We start from the raw sequence: 18,955 nt of genomic DNA on the forward strand, positions 1-18,955 counted from the left end.
TGATGCATATTTCATCTTCCCCTAAATCACCGCCAATAGCGAATACGTCTCCTTCCAACTGGCCGCTGGCGTTGTGCGCCGGGCTGCTGGGTATCGGGCAAAACGGCCTGCTGGTGGCGTTACCGGTGCTGGTCAGCATGACCCAGCTGTCGCTTTCAGTCTGGGCCGGGCTATTGACGCTCGGCTCGATGCTGTTTTTGGTGGGGTCACCCTGGTGGGGCAGGCAGTCTGAAATTCGCGGCTGCAAGTTCGTGGTAACCATGGCGTTAGCAGGGTATTTGTTCAGTTTTGCTTTACTGGCATTGGCGGTTTGGGGGTTGGCGGCTGGCTGGCTTTCATCGACGCTGGGGCTGGGCGGCCTGATTGCGGCACGCATTATCTACGGGCTGACGGTGTCCGGCATGGTGCCAGCGAGCCAGACCTGGGCGCTACAGCGTGCCGGCTATGAACAGCGTATGTCGGCGCTGGCGACCATCAGTTCCGGGCTGAGCTGCGGGCGACTGTTGGGGCCGCTGTGCGCCGCGCTGGCGTTGTCGATTCATCCGATGGCGCCGCTGTGGTTGATGGCGCTTGCGCCATTGATCGCCCTATTGGTGGTGTGCCGCCAGCATAACGATCCACCGCTGCCGCCGGTTGCCCATCAGCAAAACCGACTTCGCCTCAATATGGTGCCTTACCTGCTGTGCGCACTGTTGCTGGCCGCGTCGGTCAGCTTGATGCAATTGGGATTGGCACCGCATTTGACCGGTTTATTCAGTCATTCCGCCACTACCGTCAGTCATCACGTGGCGGTGTTGCTGAGCGTGGCGGCGGCCTGTACGCTGTTGGCTCAGTTTCTGGTGGTGCGCCCGCAGCGTTTTAGCGCGTCGCAGCTGCTGCTGATTGCCGCCGTGCTGATGATAGTGGGACTGGGCCTGATGTGCGCTCAGCCTTTGGCACTGTTCTATGTCGGTTGCGCACTGGCTTCTTTTGGCGCTGCCATGGCGACGCCGGGTTATCAACTGATGTTGAACGATAAATTGTCTACCGGCAAAGGGTCGGGGGCCATTGCTACCAGCCATACGCTGGGTTACGGCCTGAGCGCATTGATGGTGCCGGTGGTGGCCAAATTTTATGGTGAGTCGCAGCTGATTGCGGCGGCTTTGACGATGGCGGTTCTGCTGGGGGGCATCAGCGGCTGGCTGTGGCGCCAGCACCGCATCAGTGCAAATTCTGCGGGAGAGTAACAAGTATGTCCGGCGCATCAAGCTACAGAATTTTTGATATCACACTGAAAATAAAAGAAAACGTATCACCTTCCTTGCTGCGTTGCGTTTTCGAGGGGCCGGATGTCCATCGCATGAAGCTGGAGGCGCCGGATCAGCGCATCAAACTGTTGTTTCCGGCCGAAGAGGGGCAGATCCTGCGTTTGGAAAACAGCGACGACTGGTATCGCGACTATATGGCGATACCGAAAGATCAACGCCCGGTGATGCGCACCTATACGCTGCGGGCGCTGCGTGCCGAACAGAATCAAATGGACGTCGAGTTTGTGCTGCATGGTGTGAACGGCCCGGCCTCGGCGTGGGCGACCCATGCCAAACCGGGGGATGTTATTCAAACCGTAGCCCCCAATGCCGATTTTGACGGTGACAGCGGCGGTTACGAATGGGTTCCCCCGAGCGAGCTGCAGCAGGCGCTGTTAATCGCCGACGAGACGGCGGTACCGGCGGCGGTAGGCATTCTGGAACAGCTGGCGCAGCGGGCCAATCCGCCGCGGGTACAGGCTTTCTTCGAGGTTCCTGTGGCGGGCGACTGCCTGAACATGGATCGCTTCCCATTCGCCGAGGTCTATTGGCTGCCGCGTGACGTCGGGCATCAGCAGATGCACGGTACGCTGCTGGTGGAGTCGGTGCGCCAACGGGTAAATATTCCCGAATCGGCGCGGACGCAAGCGCAGTCGCTGGCGGAAAACAGTTTGGGCGGCGATCTGCTGTGGGAACGAGCCGAAGGGGCGAAAAGCTTCTACGCCTGGGTTGCGGCAGAGTCTTCCGCGGTGAAGGCGCTACGCCGTTATCTGATTGGCGAACGCGATCTCGATCGCTCCACCGTTAACTTTATGGCGTACTGGTGTTGAGGGACCCGGTCAGTAACTGGCTTCACTTTGATGGCGCACTGCCAGCAGTACAGCGGTGCTGCCATCAAAATGATACAGGGCAATAATATAACCGCTGTTGCCGAAATCGATCGGCCATTCCCTAAATTCAATTGCCATATCTTCAATGGGCCGACCGGCCTGAGGATGATGGGCCAGGATATTGATGCTGCTACGAATGGATGCCACGGCCTTTTGCGCAGCGCTTCGCGCTTTTCTTCTCGCTCGACGTATTCACGGATAGCCTCGCGCATAATCCAGTGCGCACTTCGCTGACGCGTGGCCGCGATTTGTTGCACCCGTTGCTTGAGCTCATCATCAATTTTTATCGATGTAGCCGTAGTCATAAGTAGCCTCAGTTAGCTAAAGGTAATACCTCTGACGACTATAAGGCTCAACATGCCAGACTATCCATTTTTTGTGCGCCGGGTTTGCCTTAAGCCATCAAGCTCACGTGCGCGGCGACGATGCGCCAACCGCAGGGCAACTTGACCCAGGTTTGCATCTGGCGGCCAACGCTTTCGCTGCCGGGGCGGCGGAATTCGGTACTGGCGACGGCCATATCGTCACCGTAGGTGGTGATAACGGTGTTCTCCAATAGGCGATCCAACCCTTTGGAAGGACGCTGTTGGCGGAAGTCACGGATCTGATCGATGCCGTACAAATTCTCCGTCGCGCCGTAACGGACGGTACGACCATCGTGCCAAAACAACTCATCCAGCACCTCAATATCATTGCCGATCAGCGCCTGTTCGTAACGATAAAAGGCGGCGTTCACCTCTGCCAGCACCGCTGGACGATCGATATACTCACTTTTCATCATTTAGTCCTGTTTTCCCGGTAAAACACATCTTGCCACGCCACGTTGTTCCAGCGCATAGGCGGCACGCAGTGCCAGATCCTCTCGCCAGGGGGGGGCAATCAGCTGCAGGCCTATCGGCAGGCCAGAGTCGGTTTTCAGCGGCACCGTCACTACCGGCAGGCCGAGGAAAGAGACCGGCTGCGTCAGCATGCCCATACTGGCGCGGATCGGCAGATCCGTGCCGTTGATATGCATGGTTTCCTGGCCGATCGGCGTGGCGCTGCAGGGCGTTGCGGGGGCGATGAGGATGTCCCAGCGTTCGAACAGCGGCAGCGCCTGTTGCTGAAAATGGGTACGAAAGCGCTGCGCCTGCACATACCAGGCGGAGGGCAGCATGGCACCGGCCAGCAGGCGTTCACGCGACAGCGGCTCAAAGCGGTTTGGCTGGCTGCGCAACAGCGGCAGATACTGATTGCCCCCCTCGGCGGCGCTGATGATGAACGCTGCCGACCGGGCCAATTCGGCCTGCGGAAATTCAACTTCAGCCACGGCCTCCAGTGCCTGCGCAGCCTGTCTTACAGCGGTTTTAGCATCATCGTTGCACCATTGCTGAAAATATCCGCCCAGCACCGCGCAGCGCAGGCCTTGTTGGCCACGGGGCAATAGCGATTCGGTTTGCGTGACCGGTTTATCCGCCTGAAAACGGTCTTCAATATCCGTGCCCTGCATCACGTCATACACCGTTGCCAGATCTCGCACCCGGCGGGCAAAGGGGCCGAGATGATCCAGACTGGCGACGAATGGCTGACTACCGCTGCGCGACAGACGGCCAAAGGTTGGCTTCAGCCCAAAGATGCCGCACAGTGACGCGGGTACGCGTATTGACCCATTGGTGTCGCTGCCGAGGGAAAATGTCACCAGACCGGCGGCGACCGCCGCTGCCGAACCGCCTGAGGAGCCACCGGCAATACGCGTGGTGTCATGCGGGTTATGCGTCGCGCCGTAGTGGCTGTTTTCGGTGGTAAAACCGTACGCATAGGCGTCCATATTCAGCATGCCGGACAGCAAGGCACCTTGGCTGGCTAGTTTGCCGATCGCCCAGGCGTCCTGTTTGGCCGGCGGGTTATCGCTGAACAGACTGGCCCCCGCCAGGGTGGTTTCGCCGGTGACGTCGAACAGGTTTTTTACCGCGTAAGGGATCGCCGCCAGGCTCGGCAATGGAAGGCCTTTGGCACGTGCGCGATCGAGGTGATCGGCTTCGCTCAACATGCGTTCGCGCGTGATGTGGGTATAGGCGTTCAGCGCCGGATCCCGTGCGTCAATATTCTCTAACGTCTGTTGGGCAATCTCACGTGCAGAAATCGCACCTTGCTTCAGGGCCGCGCGGATCTCGGCGATCGATAGGGCACTTAACGAATTCATGCGCGATACACCCCTGCGATCTCCAGGCGTGGATCGAGCGGGAAGGCCATCAAGGGTTCCGCCAGTGCAGCAATGCGATTGAACTGGGTCAGCAGTTCCTGACGGCGCGCGTCATCCATTTCCAGCGCCAGTATCGCTTCCATTTGGCTGATATAGGCCGCCCAGTCGACGACAGGTTGGTTTTTCATTTTACTTCTCCCCAATAAAAATGGCGGCTAGAAGCCGGCGGCACTGCCGTTGCTGCGGGGATCGAAAGCCCCTTCAAGCATGCCGTTAGTATGGCGAACAATGGCGCCGGCATGGCCGACCGCTTCGCTAAAGTCCGGTAACAACTCCACGTCGTGGCCCCGTTGGCGCAGGTAGTCGACGGTTTCCGCGCTAAAGCGACCTTCTAGCTTCAGCGAGTCAGAGCTTTCACCCCAGGTGCGGCCCAGCAGCCAGCGCGGCGCGCTGATCGCCTGCTGCAGCGGCAGGCCCTGCACCACATGGCGAACAAACACCGCCGCCTGGGTTTGCGGCTGGCCGTCGCCGCCCATGGAGCCATACACCAACGTGCGTCCGTCATACAGGCGAGCCGCCGCGGGGTTCAGAGTGTGGAAAGGCTGTTTGCCTGGCGCCAGTGCCAGCAGATGGGCGGCATCCAGGCTGAAGGACGCACCGCGGTTTTGCCACAGCACGCCACTTTGCGGCAATACCACACCGCTGCCGAATTCGTGGTAAATGCTTTGGATAAAGGACACCGCCAGACCGCTGCTGTCCATCACGCCCATCCAGACGGTATCGCCCGGCCCCTTGCCTTTGCCCCAGGCCGCGGCATGCTCAGGATCGATATGCTTGGCCAGCGTATCCAGGCGTTCGATCGCCAGGAGTGCCTGCGGATCCTGCGTCATTTGGCGTGGATCGGTGATGAATTGGTCACGCAGACCGAAAGCCAGCTTGGTGGCCTCGACGATGCCATGCACCACTGCGCCTTCGCTTTTGCTGGCCAGGGGCAGGCGATCGGTCAAACCGAGGATTGCCAGCGACACCAGGCCTTGAGTCGGTGGGGTGAGGTTGAAGACTTCACCTTTCTGATGCTCAAGTCGCAAAGGCGTGCGCCGACGCGGCCGATAATCCGCCAGATCTTGGGCGGTGAGCGGCATGCCCAGCCGGGCCATATCGGCCGCCATGCTTTGCGCCAGTCGGCCGCGATAGAAGCTGTCCAACCCCTCTTCGGCCAGGGCAATCAGGGTATCCGCTAACCGTGGCTGGCAGAAACGCTGTCCGGCAAGGGGGATTTCCCCCTGCGGTAAATAAGTGCGGGCAAAATGTTCCACATCCGCCAGTTCATGATATTTGCTGCGTGTGGCGGCCTCCTGCGAGGCGGTAACCGGAATGCCGTCCGCCGCATAGCGAATGGCATCGGCCAGCAGACGCGGTAGCGGCAGCTGTTCGCCGCCCAGCTCGCCGGAATAGTCTAGCGCTTCACGCCAGCCGCCAACGGTGCCGGCAACGGTCAGCGCCGCCCTGGGGCCGCGATGCGGGATGTGGCTTTCACCGGCGTAAAAATCCAGCGTGGCTAAGGAACCGGCAGCGCCGCTGGCGTCGATCGCCACCGGATCGCCCTGTGGCGGCACAATCAGCCAGAAGCCGTCACCGCCCAGGCCATTCATGTGCGGATAAACCACGGCGATAGTCGCGGCGGCGGCGACCATGGCTTCGATGGCGTTACCCCCTTCACGCAGAACCGCCAGCGCGCTTTCGCTGGCGAGGTGGTGAGGCGTGACGGCCATGCCCAATGGCGCGGTATTGCTGTTAATCATTTCTTGGCCCTTGTTTGAGGTCAGCTTCTGTCTCAAAGACAAGCAAGAGGCGTTCCATGTTTTCTTCGGTGGTAATAAACGCTTGCCAGCGGGTAGATTGGCCGTGCTATGTTCCGCTGAAACAAAGGTTACAAGCAGGAGCAGCAATGAAGCAGATCGATGAACGCCTGCGCGGGGAATATTCGCAGCTTACGCCGCAGGAACAGCGGGTAGCCGATTTTATTTTCGATCACTTTGACGACCTGATCAGCTACAACAGCGCCGAGTTGGCGCGCCTGAGCGGCATATCCAAAGCTACCGTCAGCCGCCTGTTCAAACGCCTGGGCTACCCAAGCTACCGTGCAATGCGTGATGAACTGCGCACCCTGCGCCAGAGCGGTATGCCGCTGACGGATAATCGTGATGCGGTGCAGGGCAACACCCTGTTGGCGCGGCACTACAAGCAGGAAATGGCCAACCTTACTCAGTGGGTGAACCATATTGACGCCGGCCAGTTCAATGCGGTGATCGCCGCCCTGGTGCAGGCTCGGCGTGTGGTACTGATGGGGTTTCGCAACAGTTATCCGATTGCCATGCACCTGCGCCAGCAACTGATGCAGGTACGTGAGCAGGTGTTATTGATGCCGCAGCCCGGGCAAACGCTGGCGGAAGAGCTGGTCGATTTGGACCACGGGGACGTGGCGGTAGTTGTGGCTTTTCGCCGCCGGCCGCGTCAGTTGCGGGCCTTGCTGACGCAGTTGCAGATTCAGCAGGTTCCGACGCTGCTGGTGTGCGAACCGCAGGCGCAGTCGCTGATCCCACTGGCGAACTGGCATCTGGCGGCGCCGCTGGATAGCGTTTCCGCCTTTGACAGCTATTCCGCCGCCATGAGCCTGGCCAATCTGCTCAGCAATGCCTTGCTGCATGAGACGCTGACGCAAGGACGCCAACGGATCCATCAGATCGCCGATCTGTATGGCGATCTGGATGAGTTGGAACAGCGCTAATTTCCGCGCCATTTTGGTGCCTTCGCACTTTGATGGTGCGCATTTTTCTCCGTGATATCCCTTCCTCCTGCCACAGTCATGGCAGGGGAGTTTCCTCTTAGCCCCCTAACTCAAAGACAGCAAAGGTTAAGCTGGTTGACGCTCTCGATTGGCACATTAGTTGCAAAGTGATAATCAAAGAATCTTTTGTTTCATCATTTCACCATCGGGGATAGTCTATGAACTTCAAGAAAATCGGGGTAGCGGCGTTAGGGGCGGTGCTGTTGATGGCGCAGGCCACGTCGGTGATGGCGGATCAACTACAAGAAATCCAGCAGCGCGGCGTGTTGCGGGTAGCGGTACCGCAAGACTTCCCGCCGTTTGGCTCGGTAGGCACCGATCTGCAGCCGCAGGGATATGACATCGATATGGCGCAGTATCTGGCCGACAAGATGAAACTTAAGTTGCAGCTGGTGCCGGTCACCAGTGCCAACCGCGTTCCTTATCTACAGACTAACAAAGTGGATTTGGTGATTTCCAGCCTGGGCAAAAATCCTGAACGCGAAAAGGCCATCGCTTTCAGCCGTGCCTATGCGCCGTTCTTCCTGGGGGTGTTTGGCCCTAAAGACACCGCGTTGAGCGATGCCGCTCAATTGGAAGGCAAGACCGTTGGCGTGACGCGCGGGGCGGTTGAAGACATGGTGTTGAGCGACACTGCGCCGAAGGGCGCGCAGATCAAACGCTACGAAGACAACAACACCACGCTGTCGGCCTACCTGTCCGGTCAGGTGCAATACATTGCTACCGGCAATCTGGTGGTGAGCGCTCTGGCGCGACAGAACCCGACCAAAGCGCCGGTGGCCAAGTTTATGTTGAAGGATTCGCCATGCTTCGTCGGCCTGCGTCTGGGCGAACCGGCGCTGAAAGCCAAAGTGGATGAATTGATTGAACAAGCGCTGAAAGACAACACCCTGAATGGGCTGTCGGAAAAATGGCTGAAAGCGCCGCTGCCCGCCCATCTTGGCGCGTAACGGGAGCACCCGATGACCTATCAGCTAAATTTTCCCGCGCTGTGGCCCTATCTGCCGGAGCTGTTGGCCGGTTTGCTAACCACGATTGAGTTGACGGCACTGGCCACCCTGATGGGCGTTGCGCTGGGGATTTTCGGGGCGGCGATCCGCAGCGGCAAAGCCAACCTGTTTAGCCGTGCCTGGGGGATTTACGTCGAGGTGGTGCGCAACACGCCGTTCGTGGTGCAGCTGTTCTTCATCGTCTTTGGTCTGCCGAGCCTGGGGTGTAAGCTGACCGCCGGGCAGGCGGCTCTGTTGGCGATGGTGATTAATCTGGGCGCCTACAGCACTGAAATTATACGCGCAGGCATTCAGGTGACGCCGAAAGGGCAGTGGGAGGCCGGGCGGGTGCTGGGCTTTAGCCGCAGCCAGACATTTTTGCGCATCGTGTTACCGCCTTCGCTGCAGCGCATTTACCCGGCGTTGGTCAGCCAGTGCATTATCGTCATGCTGGGCTCGTCGGTGGTGTCGCAGGTGTCGTTCGAAGAATTGACCTTTGCCGCCAACCTGATCCAGTCGCGCACCTTCCTCAGTTTTGAGGTGTATTTAGTGACGGCGTTGTTCTACCTGCTGCTATCGATACTGATGCGCCAACTGTTGCTGGCCGCCGGCCGCCGCTTTTTAGGGAGCCAGAACTGATGCTGACTTTTACCGACTGGGACATTGTGCGCAACCTGCTGCTGGCCGTGCGCTGGACGCTGTTGCTGTCGCTGACGGCGTTCTTTGGCGGCACACTGGTGACGCTGCCGCTGTTATTGCTGCGCCTGAGCAAGCGCCGGTGGGCGCTGCGTTTTGTCCGCTGTTATTCAGAGCTGTTTCAAGGCACGCCACTGCTGATGCAGCTGTTCCTGGCCTTCTTTGGGCTGGCGCTGTTCGGCATTGATGTTAGCCCCTGGGCCGCTGCGGCACTGGCACTGACGCTGTTTACCAGCGCTTTTCTGGTGGATATCTGGTCCGGCAGCATCGCCGCGTTGCCCAAAGGCCAATGGGAAGCGTCGCGCTGTCTTGGGCTGAGCTTCGGCCAGACCCTGGTGCGGGTGGTGGTGCCACAGGCGGTTCGCATTGCCATTGCACCGACCGTCGGTTTTTCAGTTCAGGTGATCAAGGGCACCGCGTTGGCGTCGATCATTGGTTTTGTCGAACTGACCAAGGCAGGCACCATGTTAAACAACGTCACTTATCAACCCTTTAAAGTGTTCGGCCTGGTCGCGCTGGGCTATTTCCTGATGTGTTACCCGCTGTCGCGCTACAGCCATTATCTGGAGAGGAAGTTCCATGCCGCTCATCACAATTAATCAGGTTCAAAAATATTACGGCCAGAACCACGTGCTGAAGGGCGTGGATCTGGATATCGATATGGGCCAGGTGATTTCGATTATCGGCCGTAGCGGGTCGGGCAAGAGCACCCTGTTGCGCTGCATCAACGGGCTCGAGGGGTACCAGGAAGGCAGCATCAAACTGGGTGGCATGACCATCACCGACCGTGATTCGCAGGCGCGTGAGATCAGTCGCTCCATTGGCATGGTGTTCCAGAACTTCAATCTATTTCCCCATATGACCGCGTTGGAAAACGTGATGTTGGCACCGCGTCGGGTGCTGAAGAAAAGCCCGGCGGAATGCCGCGAGCTGGCGGAAGAGATGCTGAACAAGGTTGGGCTGGGTGAGCGGATGCATTATTCCCCGGCTAACCTTTCCGGGGGGCAGCAGCAGCGGGTGGCGATCGCCCGGGCGCTGGCGATGAAACCGAAGGTGTTGTTGTGCGACGAAATCACCTCGGCGCTGGATCCTGAGCTGGTGGGCGAGGTGCTGAAAGTCCTGGAGCAGTTGGCCAAAGAGGGTATGACGCTGATTCTGGTGACCCATGAAATGAACTTTGCCCGTGAGGTCGGTGACCGGGTGGTGTTTATGCACCAGGGCAAAGTGTGGGAGCAAGGCGACAGCCGCACGCTGTTCGCCAATCCGCAAACGCAGGAATTGAAACAGTTTATTGCTTCAGTTCGCGGCCTGTCCGAGGCGTGATATGCCATGAGGCGCGTGCTGCGTTCTGAGTTTACTGAGTTATTAAGCTGGTAAGGAATTAACATGTTGGATATTACCCAGTTCGATCAGATTAACCCACCTGCCCGTCTGCTGATGGGGCCAGGGCCGATCAACGCCGATCCGCGCGTGCTGCGTGCCATGTCTAGCCAGTTGATTGGGCAGTATGATCCGGCAATGACCGGCTACATGAATCAGGTTATGGAGCTGTATCGCGCGCTGTTTCGTACCGAAAACCGCTGGACGATGCTGATCGACGGCACCTCCCGTTCGGGCATCGAAGCGATGCTGGTCTCCTCCATCCGCCCCGGCGACAAAGTGCTGGTGCCGGTGTTTGGCCGTTTTGGCCATTTGCTGTGTGAAATTGCCCGCCGCTGTCGTGCCGAAGTGCACACCCTCGAGGCGCCGTGGGGGGAAGTGTTCAGTGCCGATCAGATTGAAGATGCGATCAAGAAGGTGCGTCCGCGTCTGCTGTTGACGGTGCAGGGAGACACTTCGACCACCATGCTGCAGCCGCTGGATCAACTGGGGGATATCTGCCGCCGCCACGGCGTATTGTTTTATACCGACGCGACTGCATCCTTCGCAGGTAACCCGCTGGAAACCGATGCCTGGGGGCTGGACGCGGTATCCGCAGGCCTGCAGAAATGTCTGGGTGGTCCGTCCGGCAGTTCGCCGGTCACCCTAAGCCCGCAGTTCGAAGAGATCGTCCGCCGTCGCAAGTGCGTGGAGCAGGGGATCCGCACTGCCGATCATGCCGACGGCGACGATGAGATGATCTACTCCAACTATTTTGATCTCGGCATGATCATGGATTACTGGGGCCCCGAGCGTCTGAATCACCACACCGAAGCCACCAGCATGTTGTTCGCCGCGCGCGAATGTGCCCGGGTGATCCTGGAAGAGGGGCTGGATAACACCATCGCTCGCCACAGGCTGCACGGCGCGGCGATGCTGGCCGGCATTCAGGGCATGGGGCTTGAGGTGTTCGGCGATCTCGATAACCGCATGAACAACGTGTTGGGGGTGGTGATCCCGCCGCAGGTGCATGGCGAACAGGTGCGGCAGATGATGCTCAATGATTTTGCCATCGAGATCGGCACTTCGTTTGGCCCGCTGCAGGGCAAGATTTGGCGTATCGGCACCATGGGCTATAACGCGCGTAAAGACTGTGTGCTGCAAACCTTGACTGCGCTGGAAGCGGTGCTGAACCGTCTGGGTTTCGCCAGCAAGCAGGGGGAAGCGCTGCAGGCGGCCTGGAACACCTACGACGACGGGAGCCGGTGATGGCGTTGCGGTTAACCGTCCAGGAGGCGGAACAGGCGGCCGCACGGGTGATGGCGCGTTGCGACGCGCTGGCGGCGATCAGCGCTACGCCAGGCCAGCTGACGCGGGTTTATCTGTCGCCGGAGCATCGGCGCGCCAACCTGTTGGTAGGCGACTGGATGCGCAGTATCGGTATGCGGGTCTGGCAGGACGCCGTTGGCAATGTTTGTGGCCGCTACGAAGGTCAAACGCCAGGTGCGCCCGCGCTGTTACTCGGTTCGCATTTGGATACGGTGCGCAATGCCGGCCGTTATGACGGCATGCTCGGCGTATTGACCGCCTTGGAGGTGGTGGCGCATTTGCATCAGCAGCAGCGGCGTCTGCCGGTGGCGGTTGAAGTGATTGGCTTTGCCGATGAAGAAGGGACGCGATTTAGCGTCGCCCTGCTGGGCAGCCGGGGCATTACCGGCCAGTGGCCAGCCGAGTGGTTGGCGCGTACTGATGCCGAGGGCACCAGCGTGGCGCAGGCGTTGCGCGAGTTTGGCCTGGATCCGGAGGCGGTGGTTGAGGCGCGGCGAGCACCAGGTGATATCTGCGCTTATCTGGAATTGCACATTGAACAAGGGCCTTGTCTGGAGGCCGCCGATCTGGCTCTGGGCGTGGTGACGGCGATTAACGGCGCGCGTCGACTCCATTGCACCTTTAGCGGCGAGGCAGGCCATGCAGGCACCGTGCCGATGGGGCAACGCAAAGACGCCTTGGCGGCCGCGGCAGAGTGGATGGTGGCGGTTGAAGCAATAACCCGTACCCGCGATGAACATTTGGTGGCGACTGTCGGCTGTATCGAAAGTCTTCCGGGGGCGGTCAACGTCATTCCCGGTGAGGTGAAACTGTCGCTGGACGTTCGCGGCCCGCAAGATGGCCCGCTGGCGGCATTGCTTACGCAGCTGTTGGAACGTGCACAGGAGATCTGCGCACGTCGCGGATTAGGTTTTGCCAGCGAAGAGTTTTATCGCATAAACGCAACGGAATGTGATACAGATTTGCAGCAACGTTGGCAGCAGAGCGTGGCGGCGGTGCAGGGGCGCAGCATGGCTTTGCCCAGCGGTGCCGGGCATGACGCGATTGCCGTGGCGGCTTGCTGGCCGGTGGGCATGCTGTTTGTCCGTTGCGATCGCGGCATCAGCCATCATCCGGCCGAAGCCGTAAGCCAGGCCGATGTGGCGCTGGCTATTCAGGCCTACTGCCAGACGGTGGCCAGTTGGGAGAACACCGATGAACCTGCAGCAGTTTAATCAATTGCCCGTGGCGGAAGCCGAGCGTTTACTGCGGCCCTGCGTGAACATTGCGAGCTGGATAGCTTCAGTGATTGCGGCCCGGCCGTTCAGCAGCAGCGATGCCGCGTTGGCGGTGGCCTGGCAGGCGGCGCAGCGTTGGCGACCTGAAGAGGTCAGCCAGGCATTGGCACAGCACCCGCGCATTGGCGAACGTGTCGCAGGCCAGGGGAAAGAAGCGCAGTTATCCAAGCGTGAACAGTCGGCGGTCAATGCCCGGGAGCCGGAATTGGCCCAAGCGCTGCTGGTGGGCAACCGGCGTTATGAACAGCAATTTGGCCAGGTGTTTTTGATCCGTGCCGCCGGCCGAGATGGGCGAGCCATTCTGAGTGAGCTGGAACGACGCTTGAACAACGACGTGGAGCAGGAACGGCAGGAAACCGCCGAACAGCTGCGCGAAATCGTGATGCTGCGTTTTAAGGAGTTACTGAGCGATGAGTAATATCAGCACCCATATTTTGGATACCTCTCTGGGTAAACCGGCGGCAAAGGTGCGAGTCTGGCTGGAGCGGGAACAGCAGGGGCAATGGCGGGCGATAGCCGAAGGCACCACCGATGCCGATGGCCGCGCCCGTGAGCTAACGCCGGATGAGCTGCCCGCGGGGCATTACCGCCTACATGCCGACGTGGGCGGTTACTTTACCGCAGACAATCGTGAAACGTTATACGCCACGGCGATCATCGATTTTGTCATCAAGGATGCGGCGCAGCATTACCATTTACCGCTGCTCATCAGCCCGTATTCCTATTCAACCTACCGGGGCAGCTAAACGCCCTTAGCGGTTAACCCGCATTGACGAGGTATCTATGGCTCTGTCTCAGGATAAGGGCGCGGCTTCGTGCTGCCCGGAAGATGAAAAATTGCCGCTGGCAAAAACCTTCGCCTACGGCCTGCAGCATATTCTGACCATGTATGGCGGCATCATAGCGCCGCCATTGATCATAGGTTCTGCCGCAGGGTTAGACGCCGCGCAAATTGGCCTGCTGGTGACGGCAGCGCTGTTTGTCAGCGGTTTGGCGACGTTATTGCAAACGCTTGGTGCGCCGGGTTTCGGCTCTCGTTTGCCGTTGGTGCAGGGCGTTTCCTTTGCGGGAGTCGCGACTATGGTGACCATAGTCACTGGCGACGGCGGGTTGCCTGCGGTGTTTGGTGCGGTGATCGCGGCGTCGTTGATTGGGTTACTGATCGCGCCGTTTTTCTCGCAGATTATTCGCTATTTCCCGCCGGTGGTGACCGGTACCGTGGTGACGGTGATTGGGCTGTCGCTGATGCCGGTGGCGGTACGCTGGGCGATGGGGGGCAACGCCAAGGCCGCAGATTGGGGATCAACCGGAAATATTGGCCTGGCGGCTTTCACACTTGCGGTTATTTTGTTGCTGAACAAGGTGGGTTCCCCGGCGTTAAAACGGTTATCGGTGCTGCTGGCGATGGCTGTCGGCTGTGTGGCGGCCGCGTGGGTGGGTAAGCTGAGCTTCGCTGCCGTAGGCCACGGGCCTTGGCTGGCATTCCCCGCGCCTTTTGCCTACGGTTGGCCAACCTTCGAACTGAGCGCAGTGCTATCCATGCTGTTGATCGTACTGGTATTACTTACGGAAACCACCGCCGGGCTGATGGCCGTCGGTGAAATTGTCGGTTCGCCGGTGAATGCGCGCCGTATCGCCAACGGGTTGCGTGCCGATATGTTGTCCAGCGCCCTGTCGCCGGTATTCAACTCGTTTCCGCAAAGCTCGTTTGCCCAGAATATCGGGCTGGTGGCGATCACCGGCGTGAAGAGCCGCTTTGTGGTCAGCGCCGGCGGGACGATTCTGGTGCTGCTGGGGCTGTTGCCGGTCCTGGGGCGACTGGTGGCCTGCATTCCGCTGCCGGTCTTGGGCGGCGCGGGTGTGGTGCTGTTCGGCTCGGTGGCCGCCAGCGGCATCCGCACTCTGGCCAAGGTTGAGTATAAGGACAACATGAATCTGGTGGTGGTAGCGACGGCGATTGCCTTCGGCATGATCCCTATCGTGATGCCGACCTTTTACGATCAGTTTCCGAACTGGGTGCGTACTTTGCTGCATTCGGGCATCAGTGCCTCGTGCCTGGTGGCGTTGTTGCTGAACCTGTTGTTTAACCGCATTGGGGGGACAGAAGAAAAAGCGGCGGAAGAAGAGCTTTCCTGAAGCAACGGGCGCGGTGTACCGGTACCGCGCCCGAAATGCTTAATCGTGGCGCAGGAAACTGTCGGCATCCCGCCAGGCCGGGAAGGCACTGCGATAGCTTTGCAGGGTTTCCAGCGACAGTTCCGCGTCAAGCCTTGCGGCAATGCCGGGTTCCGCCTGCGCCAGCGTTTCGCCCTGCGGGCTAAGGATCAGGCTGTCACCGCTGTAGTTCAGACCGTTGCCGTCTTCGCCGACGCGGTTGCAGCCGGCCACGTAGACCTGATTCTCAATGGCCCGTGCCGCCAGCAACGTTTGCCAGTGTTTGCTGCGCGGTGCCGGCCAATTGGCGACGTACAGCGCCAGATCGTAATCCTGCTGATAGCGAGACCAGACAGGAAAACGCAGGTCGTAACAGATTTGCGGCAGGATGCGCCAGCCGCGCCATTCGAAGATTTCACGCCGTTTGCCTGCCTGATAGTGCAGGTGTTCACCCGCCATGCGGAACAAGTGGCGCTTATCGTAGGCATGCACCCGGCCGTTAGGCTCCACCAGCAGGAAACGGTTAACCGCGCCCTCGGCGGTTTTCAGCGCCACGCTGCCGCCAACCAGCGCGTTGTTTTTGTTCGCCCAACCGTGCAGCCAGTCAATCACCTGCTGTTCCGGCAGCGCACTTTCCCCGGCATCCATGGCAAAACCGGTAGTAAACATCTCCGGCAATACGATCAGATCGCGGCCGCTTAAGGGGGCCAGCAAGGCGTCAAAATGTTGCAGATTGGCTTGGCCATCTCGCCACACCAGGGGTTGCTGCAACAGGGTAATTTTTAAAGTCGACATAACCGCTCCGCAGCTGCATCCAGCGTGGCATCCTGTTTAGCGAAGCACAGCCGGATCAATTTATGAGGGAAAGGATCGGCACAGAAGACCGACAGCGGGATCGCCGCCACGCCTACGTGCTCGGTTAACCAATGACAGAATGCCACGTCGTCCAGATCCGAGACCGCGCTGTAATCCGCCAGTAAGAAGTATGTCCCTTCGCAGGGTAAAATTTCCAGTCGGCTACTGGACAGCGCCTGCACGAAACGGTCGCGCTTGGCGCGGTAAAACGCAGATAGCTGCTGCCAGTGTTCCGGTTCGCTGCGCAGCATATCGGCCAGCGCCAACTGTGCCGGGGTGTTAACCGAGAAGGTCAGGTACTGGTGTACCTTGCGCACTTCCGCACTCAGCGCTGCCGGGGCGACGCAATAACCCACTTTCCAGCCGGTCATGTGGAAGGTTTTGCCGAAGGATGACACCGCAATGGCGCGTTGGCGCAGCTGCGGGTGGGCCAGCACGCTGGCATGCCCCCCTTTGGCGAAACAAATGTGCTCATAGACTTCATCGCTGAGCACATAGATTTCACGCTCGCTAATGGCATGCCACAGCTGTTGCATATCTTCCGCCTGCCAGGCGGTGGCGGAAGGGTTGTGCGGCGTATTGAGGATCACCAGGCGGGTGCGTGGCGACAATAATTCTTCGAACTGTCGCCAATCGACGCTAAAGGCCGGCGGCTGCAGTGCAATGCGTTTCAGCGTACCGCCGGACAAGGTGACCGCCGGCGCATAGCTGTCATAGCTGGGATCGAAGCAAATTACTTCATCTCCCGGACGCACCAACGCGCTGATGGCGGCGAACAGCGCTTCGGTAGCCCCAGCCGTGACGGTAACTTCGGTGGTCGCGTCCGGCAGCCAGCCATACAGCGCCGCCGTTTTCTCGGCGATGGCTTCGCGCAGAGACGCGACGCCGGTCATCGGTGCATATTGGTTTGCGCCCTGGCTGACATGCCAGGTCAGACGCTCTTTCAGGTAGTCCGGGCCATCGAAATCGGGGAAACCCTGAGACAGGTTGATTGCCTGATGCTGCGCTGCCAGCGCGCTCATCTGGGTGAAAATGGTGGTGCCCAGAGCGGGCAGTTTGCTTTCGGGAATCAATGCTGAAGTGCTCATAGCAGGCTAATACTCCTGGCGCTTATGTTGCCGTCAATATAACACGATGTTAGTATTTGGCAATCAAGACGCTTAGATGGCTAAATGAAGAAAAAATCTAATCATTAATCAAATCATTCTAAGCTTCACCTGCTGGACGGCCTTACTAACCGGGAAACGATAATGACCGAAAATCCGCAACTTACAGCGCTGTTGTCTGCCTGTCACTGGATTGGCGAAAAGGGCTGGTGCCCGGCGACCGGCGGCAACATGTCGCTGCGTCTTGATGACCGACACTGTCTGGTGAGCGAATCCGGCAAGGATAAAGGCAGCCTGAGCGAATCGGATTTCCTGCTGGTGGAAACCGCCACCAACCATGTGCCGAGTGGCCGCACACCCTCGGCGGAAACCGGCCTGCATACCTTGATTTACCGGCTGTACCCGCAGATTGGCGCGGTGTTGCATACGCATTCGGTGAATGCGACAGTGTTGTCACGCGTTGAATCCAGTGAGCGTTTGGTGTTGCAGGGCTATGAGATGCAAAAATCTCTCGCCGGGCAGAGCTCTCATCTGGATACCGTAGCGATCCCCATTTTCGACAACGATCAGGACATTCCGCGCTTGGCCGCACGCGTCGCGGCCTATGCCGAAGTGACGCCATTGCAGTACGGTTTTCTGGTGCGGGGTCACGGCCTGTATTGCTGGGGCCGCCAGGTTGCGGAGGCTCGTCGTCACCTTGAAGGGCTGGAATTCTTGTTCCAGTGCGAACTGCAACGCCGTTTACTGGAGGCAAAATGATCCGCGCCATCGTTACTGACATTGAAGGTACCACCAGCGATATCCGCTTTGTTCATCAGGTGCTGTTTCCCTATGCGCGTGAACGTTTGGCACCGTTTATCCGTCAGCACCAGGCAGAGGCTGAGGTGGCTGCGCCGCTGGCTGCCCTGCGTCATGAGATTGATCAACCACAGGCGGATATTGAGCAACTTATTGCCGCGCTCTACCGTTTTATGGACGAAGATCGCAAATCCACCGCGCTGAAGGCACTGCAAGGCATCATCTGGCGCAGTGGTTACCACAACGGTGATTTCCGCGGGCATTTATACCCTGAAGTGGCCGGGCAACTGAGCGCCTGGCAGCAGCAGGGGCTGAAGCTATACGTTTACTCTTCCGGCTCGGTGGAAGCGCAGAAACTGCTGTTCGGCAACAGTGATGCCGGCGATCTGCAGCCATTGTTCAGCGGGTATTTCGATACCCACGTCGGGGCCAAGCGTGAAACCGCTTCGTACCGCAATATTGCCAATGAAATCGGTATCACCGCTGACGAGCTGCTGTTCCTTTCCGATATTCATCAAGAGCTGGATGCCGCGCGAGCCGCCGGTTGGCACACCTGTCAGCTGATCCGCGACGACGCCGATGCGCAGAGCCGGCACCCGCAGGTTAACCGTTTTGATCACATCGATTTAGGGGAGTTTGCCTCATGAGTGGATTGACGATTTTCAGCGATAAAGAGCCGCAGCAGCCGCTGTGGCAGAGCCGCGACGCCGAAGCTATTCAGCAGCAACTGGCACAAATCGGCGTGCGTTTTGAACGCTGGCAGGCCGATCGTGAACTGGGTGACAACCCGGAACCGGCGGCGGTGATTGCCGCTTACCAGCATGAAATTGATCGTCTGGTGGCGGAAAAAGGCTACCAGAGTTGGGATGTGATCAGCATGCGTCCGGACAACGCCCAGCGCGAAGTGCTGCGCGAGAAGTTTCTTTCCGAACACACCCATGGTGAAGATGAAGTGCGGTTTTTTGTCGAAGGCGCGGGGCTGTTCTGTCTGCATCTGAACGGCAAGATCTACCAGATCCTGTGCGAGAAGAACGATCTGATTTCCGTGCCGGCAGACACTCGCCATTGGTTTGACATGGGATCGGCACCGAATTTCACGGCGATCCGCGTGTTCGATAACCCGGAAGGCTGGGTGGCACATTTCACCGACGATAAAATCGCCGATGCTTATCCGCGTCTCAACTGA

General features: G+C 59.1%; 22 protein-coding genes and 1 pseudogene. 15 read left to right on the top strand and 8 right to left on the bottom strand.

The window, feature by feature from the left end:
• Positions 1-2: 2 nt before the first annotated feature.
• On the top strand, positions 3-1,226 hold the full coding sequence (locus AAZT04_RS00200) for an MFS transporter (RefSeq protein ID WP_427691833.1): 1,224 nt from the start codon (positions 3-5) through the stop codon (positions 1,224-1,226).
• A 5-nt stretch (positions 1,227-1,231) separates the two neighbouring features.
• A complete protein-coding gene (locus AAZT04_RS00205; RefSeq protein WP_041414248.1) occupies positions 1,232-2,116 on the top strand; it encodes a siderophore-interacting protein in 885 nt (294 codons plus the stop codon).
• A gap of 9 nt (positions 2,117-2,125) precedes the next feature.
• Here AAZT04_RS00205 and AAZT04_RS00210 read toward each other — a convergent pair whose 3' ends face one another.
• From AAZT04_RS00210 to AAZT04_RS00235, 6 genes and pseudogenes are all read right to left on the bottom strand, one after another.
• Positions 2,126-2,323: a type II toxin-antitoxin system RelE/ParE family toxin gene (locus tag AAZT04_RS00210; RefSeq protein ID WP_434678586.1), complete on the bottom strand. Its 198-nt coding sequence runs from the start codon at positions 2,321-2,323 to the stop codon at positions 2,126-2,128.
• Between the two features lie 44 nt (positions 2,324-2,367).
• A pseudogene (locus tag AAZT04_RS00215) lies at positions 2,368-2,481 on the bottom strand (CopG family ribbon-helix-helix protein); the annotation flags it as partial.
• 89 nt (positions 2,482-2,570) lie between these two features.
• The gene (gene hpxZ / locus AAZT04_RS00220) at positions 2,571-2,954 is read right to left on the bottom strand and encodes an oxalurate catabolism protein HpxZ (protein WP_041415223.1); all 384 of its coding nucleotides are present in this window, start codon (positions 2,952-2,954) and stop codon (positions 2,571-2,573) included.
• Between the two features lie 3 nt (positions 2,955-2,957).
• Positions 2,958-4,358 (bottom strand): AtzE family amidohydrolase, encoded by a 1,401-nt coding sequence (locus AAZT04_RS00225; protein WP_434678588.1) that lies wholly within the window; start codon positions 4,356-4,358, stop codon positions 2,958-2,960.
• On the bottom strand, positions 4,355-4,546 hold the full coding sequence (gene hpxX / locus AAZT04_RS00230; protein WP_115059989.1) for an oxalurate catabolism protein HpxX: 192 nt from the start codon (positions 4,544-4,546) through the stop codon (positions 4,355-4,357). Before hpxX ends, AAZT04_RS00225 begins: the two co-directional genes overlap by 4 nt.
• 27 nt (positions 4,547-4,573) lie before the next feature.
• A complete protein-coding gene (locus AAZT04_RS00235) occupies positions 4,574-6,160 on the bottom strand; it encodes a gamma-glutamyltransferase family protein (protein WP_349526093.1) in 1,587 nt (528 codons plus the stop codon).
• 146 nt (positions 6,161-6,306) lie between these two features.
• Here AAZT04_RS00235 and AAZT04_RS00240 point away from each other — a divergent pair, with 146 nt between their 5' ends.
• From AAZT04_RS00240 to AAZT04_RS00285, 10 genes are all read left to right on the top strand, one after another.
• The gene (locus AAZT04_RS00240; protein ID WP_349526092.1) at positions 6,307-7,146 is read left to right on the top strand and encodes a MurR/RpiR family transcriptional regulator; all 840 of its coding nucleotides are present in this window, start codon (positions 6,307-6,309) and stop codon (positions 7,144-7,146) included.
• A 218-nt stretch (positions 7,147-7,364) separates the two neighbouring features.
• Positions 7,365-8,156, top strand: coding sequence for a transporter substrate-binding domain-containing protein (locus AAZT04_RS00245; RefSeq protein WP_044548462.1), 792 nt, complete (start codon positions 7,365-7,367; stop codon positions 8,154-8,156).
• A gap of 12 nt (positions 8,157-8,168) precedes the next feature.
• Positions 8,169-8,834: an amino acid ABC transporter permease gene (locus AAZT04_RS00250; RefSeq protein ID WP_434678591.1), complete on the top strand. Its 666-nt coding sequence runs from the start codon at positions 8,169-8,171 to the stop codon at positions 8,832-8,834.
• Positions 8,834-9,490 (top strand): amino acid ABC transporter permease, encoded by a 657-nt coding sequence (locus AAZT04_RS00255; RefSeq protein WP_434678593.1) that lies wholly within the window; start codon positions 8,834-8,836, stop codon positions 9,488-9,490. Before AAZT04_RS00250 ends, AAZT04_RS00255 begins: the two co-directional genes overlap by 1 nt.
• A complete protein-coding gene (locus AAZT04_RS00260) occupies positions 9,471-10,214 on the top strand; it encodes an amino acid ABC transporter ATP-binding protein (protein WP_262033236.1) in 744 nt (247 codons plus the stop codon). The genes AAZT04_RS00255 and AAZT04_RS00260 overlap by 20 nt, the downstream gene beginning before the upstream one ends.
• Before the next feature lie 63 nt (positions 10,215-10,277).
• Positions 10,278-11,519 (top strand): pyridoxal-phosphate-dependent aminotransferase family protein, encoded by a 1,242-nt coding sequence (locus AAZT04_RS00265; protein ID WP_046374436.1) that lies wholly within the window; start codon positions 10,278-10,280, stop codon positions 11,517-11,519.
• On the top strand, positions 11,519-12,793 hold the full coding sequence (hpxK, locus tag AAZT04_RS00270; RefSeq protein ID WP_434678596.1) for an allantoate amidohydrolase: 1,275 nt from the start codon (positions 11,519-11,521) through the stop codon (positions 12,791-12,793). Before AAZT04_RS00265 ends, hpxK begins: the two co-directional genes overlap by 1 nt.
• Positions 12,774-13,274 (top strand): 2-oxo-4-hydroxy-4-carboxy-5-ureidoimidazoline decarboxylase, encoded by a 501-nt coding sequence (gene uraD / locus AAZT04_RS00275; protein WP_434678598.1) that lies wholly within the window; start codon positions 12,774-12,776, stop codon positions 13,272-13,274. Before hpxK ends, uraD begins: the two co-directional genes overlap by 20 nt.
• Positions 13,267-13,602, top strand: coding sequence for a hydroxyisourate hydrolase (uraH, locus tag AAZT04_RS00280; RefSeq protein WP_046374433.1), 336 nt, complete (start codon positions 13,267-13,269; stop codon positions 13,600-13,602). Before uraD ends, uraH begins: the two co-directional genes overlap by 8 nt.
• Positions 13,603-13,639: 37 nt before the next feature.
• Positions 13,640-14,992: a nucleobase:cation symporter-2 family protein gene (locus tag AAZT04_RS00285; RefSeq protein WP_128864365.1), complete on the top strand. Its 1,353-nt coding sequence runs from the start codon at positions 13,640-13,642 to the stop codon at positions 14,990-14,992.
• 39 nt (positions 14,993-15,031) lie between these two features.
• On the opposite strand, the gene AAZT04_RS00290 is transcribed toward AAZT04_RS00285, so the two are convergent.
• Both AAZT04_RS00290 and AAZT04_RS00295 read right to left on the bottom strand, forming a co-directional pair.
• Positions 15,032-15,805 (bottom strand): amidohydrolase, encoded by a 774-nt coding sequence (locus AAZT04_RS00290; RefSeq protein ID WP_115059976.1) that lies wholly within the window; start codon positions 15,803-15,805, stop codon positions 15,032-15,034.
• Positions 15,793-16,953 (bottom strand): pyridoxal phosphate-dependent aminotransferase, encoded by a 1,161-nt coding sequence (locus AAZT04_RS00295; protein ID WP_046374430.1) that lies wholly within the window; start codon positions 16,951-16,953, stop codon positions 15,793-15,795. The genes AAZT04_RS00290 and AAZT04_RS00295 overlap by 13 nt, the downstream gene beginning before the upstream one ends.
• A 162-nt stretch (positions 16,954-17,115) precedes the next feature.
• Between AAZT04_RS00295 and AAZT04_RS00300 the strand changes: the two genes are divergently transcribed.
• From AAZT04_RS00300 to AAZT04_RS00310, 3 genes are read left to right on the top strand one after another with little or no spacing between them, the layout of a single operon-like run.
• Positions 17,116-17,730 (top strand): methylthioribulose 1-phosphate dehydratase, encoded by a 615-nt coding sequence (locus AAZT04_RS00300; protein ID WP_020825358.1) that lies wholly within the window; start codon positions 17,116-17,118, stop codon positions 17,728-17,730.
• Positions 17,727-18,416 carry an acireductone synthase gene (gene mtnC, locus AAZT04_RS00305; RefSeq protein ID WP_434678602.1) on the top strand — a complete coding sequence of 230 codons (690 nt, stop codon included), beginning with the start codon at positions 17,727-17,729 and terminating at the stop codon, positions 18,414-18,416. Before AAZT04_RS00300 ends, mtnC begins: the two co-directional genes overlap by 4 nt.
• Entirely contained in the window at positions 18,413-18,955 is a 543-nt protein-coding gene (locus AAZT04_RS00310) for a 1,2-dihydroxy-3-keto-5-methylthiopentene dioxygenase (RefSeq protein ID WP_434678604.1), read from the top strand. The genes mtnC and AAZT04_RS00310 overlap by 4 nt, the downstream gene beginning before the upstream one ends.

Origin of the sequence: Serratia sp. Je.1.23.a, from assembly GCF_051129805.1 — a bacterium.
In the GTDB taxonomy this organism is placed as follows: domain Bacteria; phylum Pseudomonadota; class Gammaproteobacteria; order Enterobacterales; family Enterobacteriaceae; genus Serratia; species Serratia liquefaciens.

Coding starts and splice junctions, on each gene's coding strand:
- AAZT04_RS00200 (WP_427691833.1), top strand. CDS start 3: ATGCATATTTCATCTTCCCCTAAATCACCGCCAATAGCGAATACGTCT.
- AAZT04_RS00205 (WP_041414248.1), top strand. CDS start 1,232: ATGTCCGGCGCATCAAGCTACAGAATTTTTGATATCACACTGAAAATA.
- hpxZ (WP_041415223.1), bottom strand. CDS start 2,954: ATGAAAAGTGAGTATATCGATCGTCCAGCGGTGCTGGCAGAGGTGAAC.
- AAZT04_RS00225 (WP_434678588.1), bottom strand. CDS start 4,358: ATGAATTCGTTAAGTGCCCTATCGATCGCCGAGATCCGCGCGGCCCTG.
- hpxX (WP_115059989.1), bottom strand. CDS start 4,546: ATGAAAAACCAACCTGTCGTCGACTGGGCGGCCTATATCAGCCAAATG.
- AAZT04_RS00235 (WP_349526093.1), bottom strand. CDS start 6,160: ATGATTAACAGCAATACCGCGCCATTGGGCATGGCCGTCACGCCTCAC.
- AAZT04_RS00240 (WP_349526092.1), top strand. CDS start 6,307: ATGAAGCAGATCGATGAACGCCTGCGCGGGGAATATTCGCAGCTTACG.
- AAZT04_RS00245 (WP_044548462.1), top strand. CDS start 7,365: ATGAACTTCAAGAAAATCGGGGTAGCGGCGTTAGGGGCGGTGCTGTTG.
- AAZT04_RS00250 (WP_434678591.1), top strand. CDS start 8,169: ATGACCTATCAGCTAAATTTTCCCGCGCTGTGGCCCTATCTGCCGGAG.
- AAZT04_RS00255 (WP_434678593.1), top strand. CDS start 8,834: ATGCTGACTTTTACCGACTGGGACATTGTGCGCAACCTGCTGCTGGCC.
- AAZT04_RS00260 (WP_262033236.1), top strand. CDS start 9,471: ATGCCGCTCATCACAATTAATCAGGTTCAAAAATATTACGGCCAGAAC.
- AAZT04_RS00265 (WP_046374436.1), top strand. CDS start 10,278: ATGTTGGATATTACCCAGTTCGATCAGATTAACCCACCTGCCCGTCTG.
- hpxK (WP_434678596.1), top strand. CDS start 11,519: ATGGCGTTGCGGTTAACCGTCCAGGAGGCGGAACAGGCGGCCGCACGG.
- uraD (WP_434678598.1), top strand. CDS start 12,774: ATGAACCTGCAGCAGTTTAATCAATTGCCCGTGGCGGAAGCCGAGCGT.
- uraH (WP_046374433.1), top strand. CDS start 13,267: ATGAGTAATATCAGCACCCATATTTTGGATACCTCTCTGGGTAAACCG.
- AAZT04_RS00285 (WP_128864365.1), top strand. CDS start 13,640: ATGGCTCTGTCTCAGGATAAGGGCGCGGCTTCGTGCTGCCCGGAAGAT.
- AAZT04_RS00290 (WP_115059976.1), bottom strand. CDS start 15,805: ATGTCGACTTTAAAAATTACCCTGTTGCAGCAACCCCTGGTGTGGCGA.
- AAZT04_RS00295 (WP_046374430.1), bottom strand. CDS start 16,953: ATGAGCACTTCAGCATTGATTCCCGAAAGCAAACTGCCCGCTCTGGGC.
- AAZT04_RS00300 (WP_020825358.1), top strand. CDS start 17,116: ATGACCGAAAATCCGCAACTTACAGCGCTGTTGTCTGCCTGTCACTGG.
- mtnC (WP_434678602.1), top strand. CDS start 17,727: ATGATCCGCGCCATCGTTACTGACATTGAAGGTACCACCAGCGATATC.
- AAZT04_RS00310 (WP_434678604.1), top strand. CDS start 18,413: ATGAGTGGATTGACGATTTTCAGCGATAAAGAGCCGCAGCAGCCGCTG.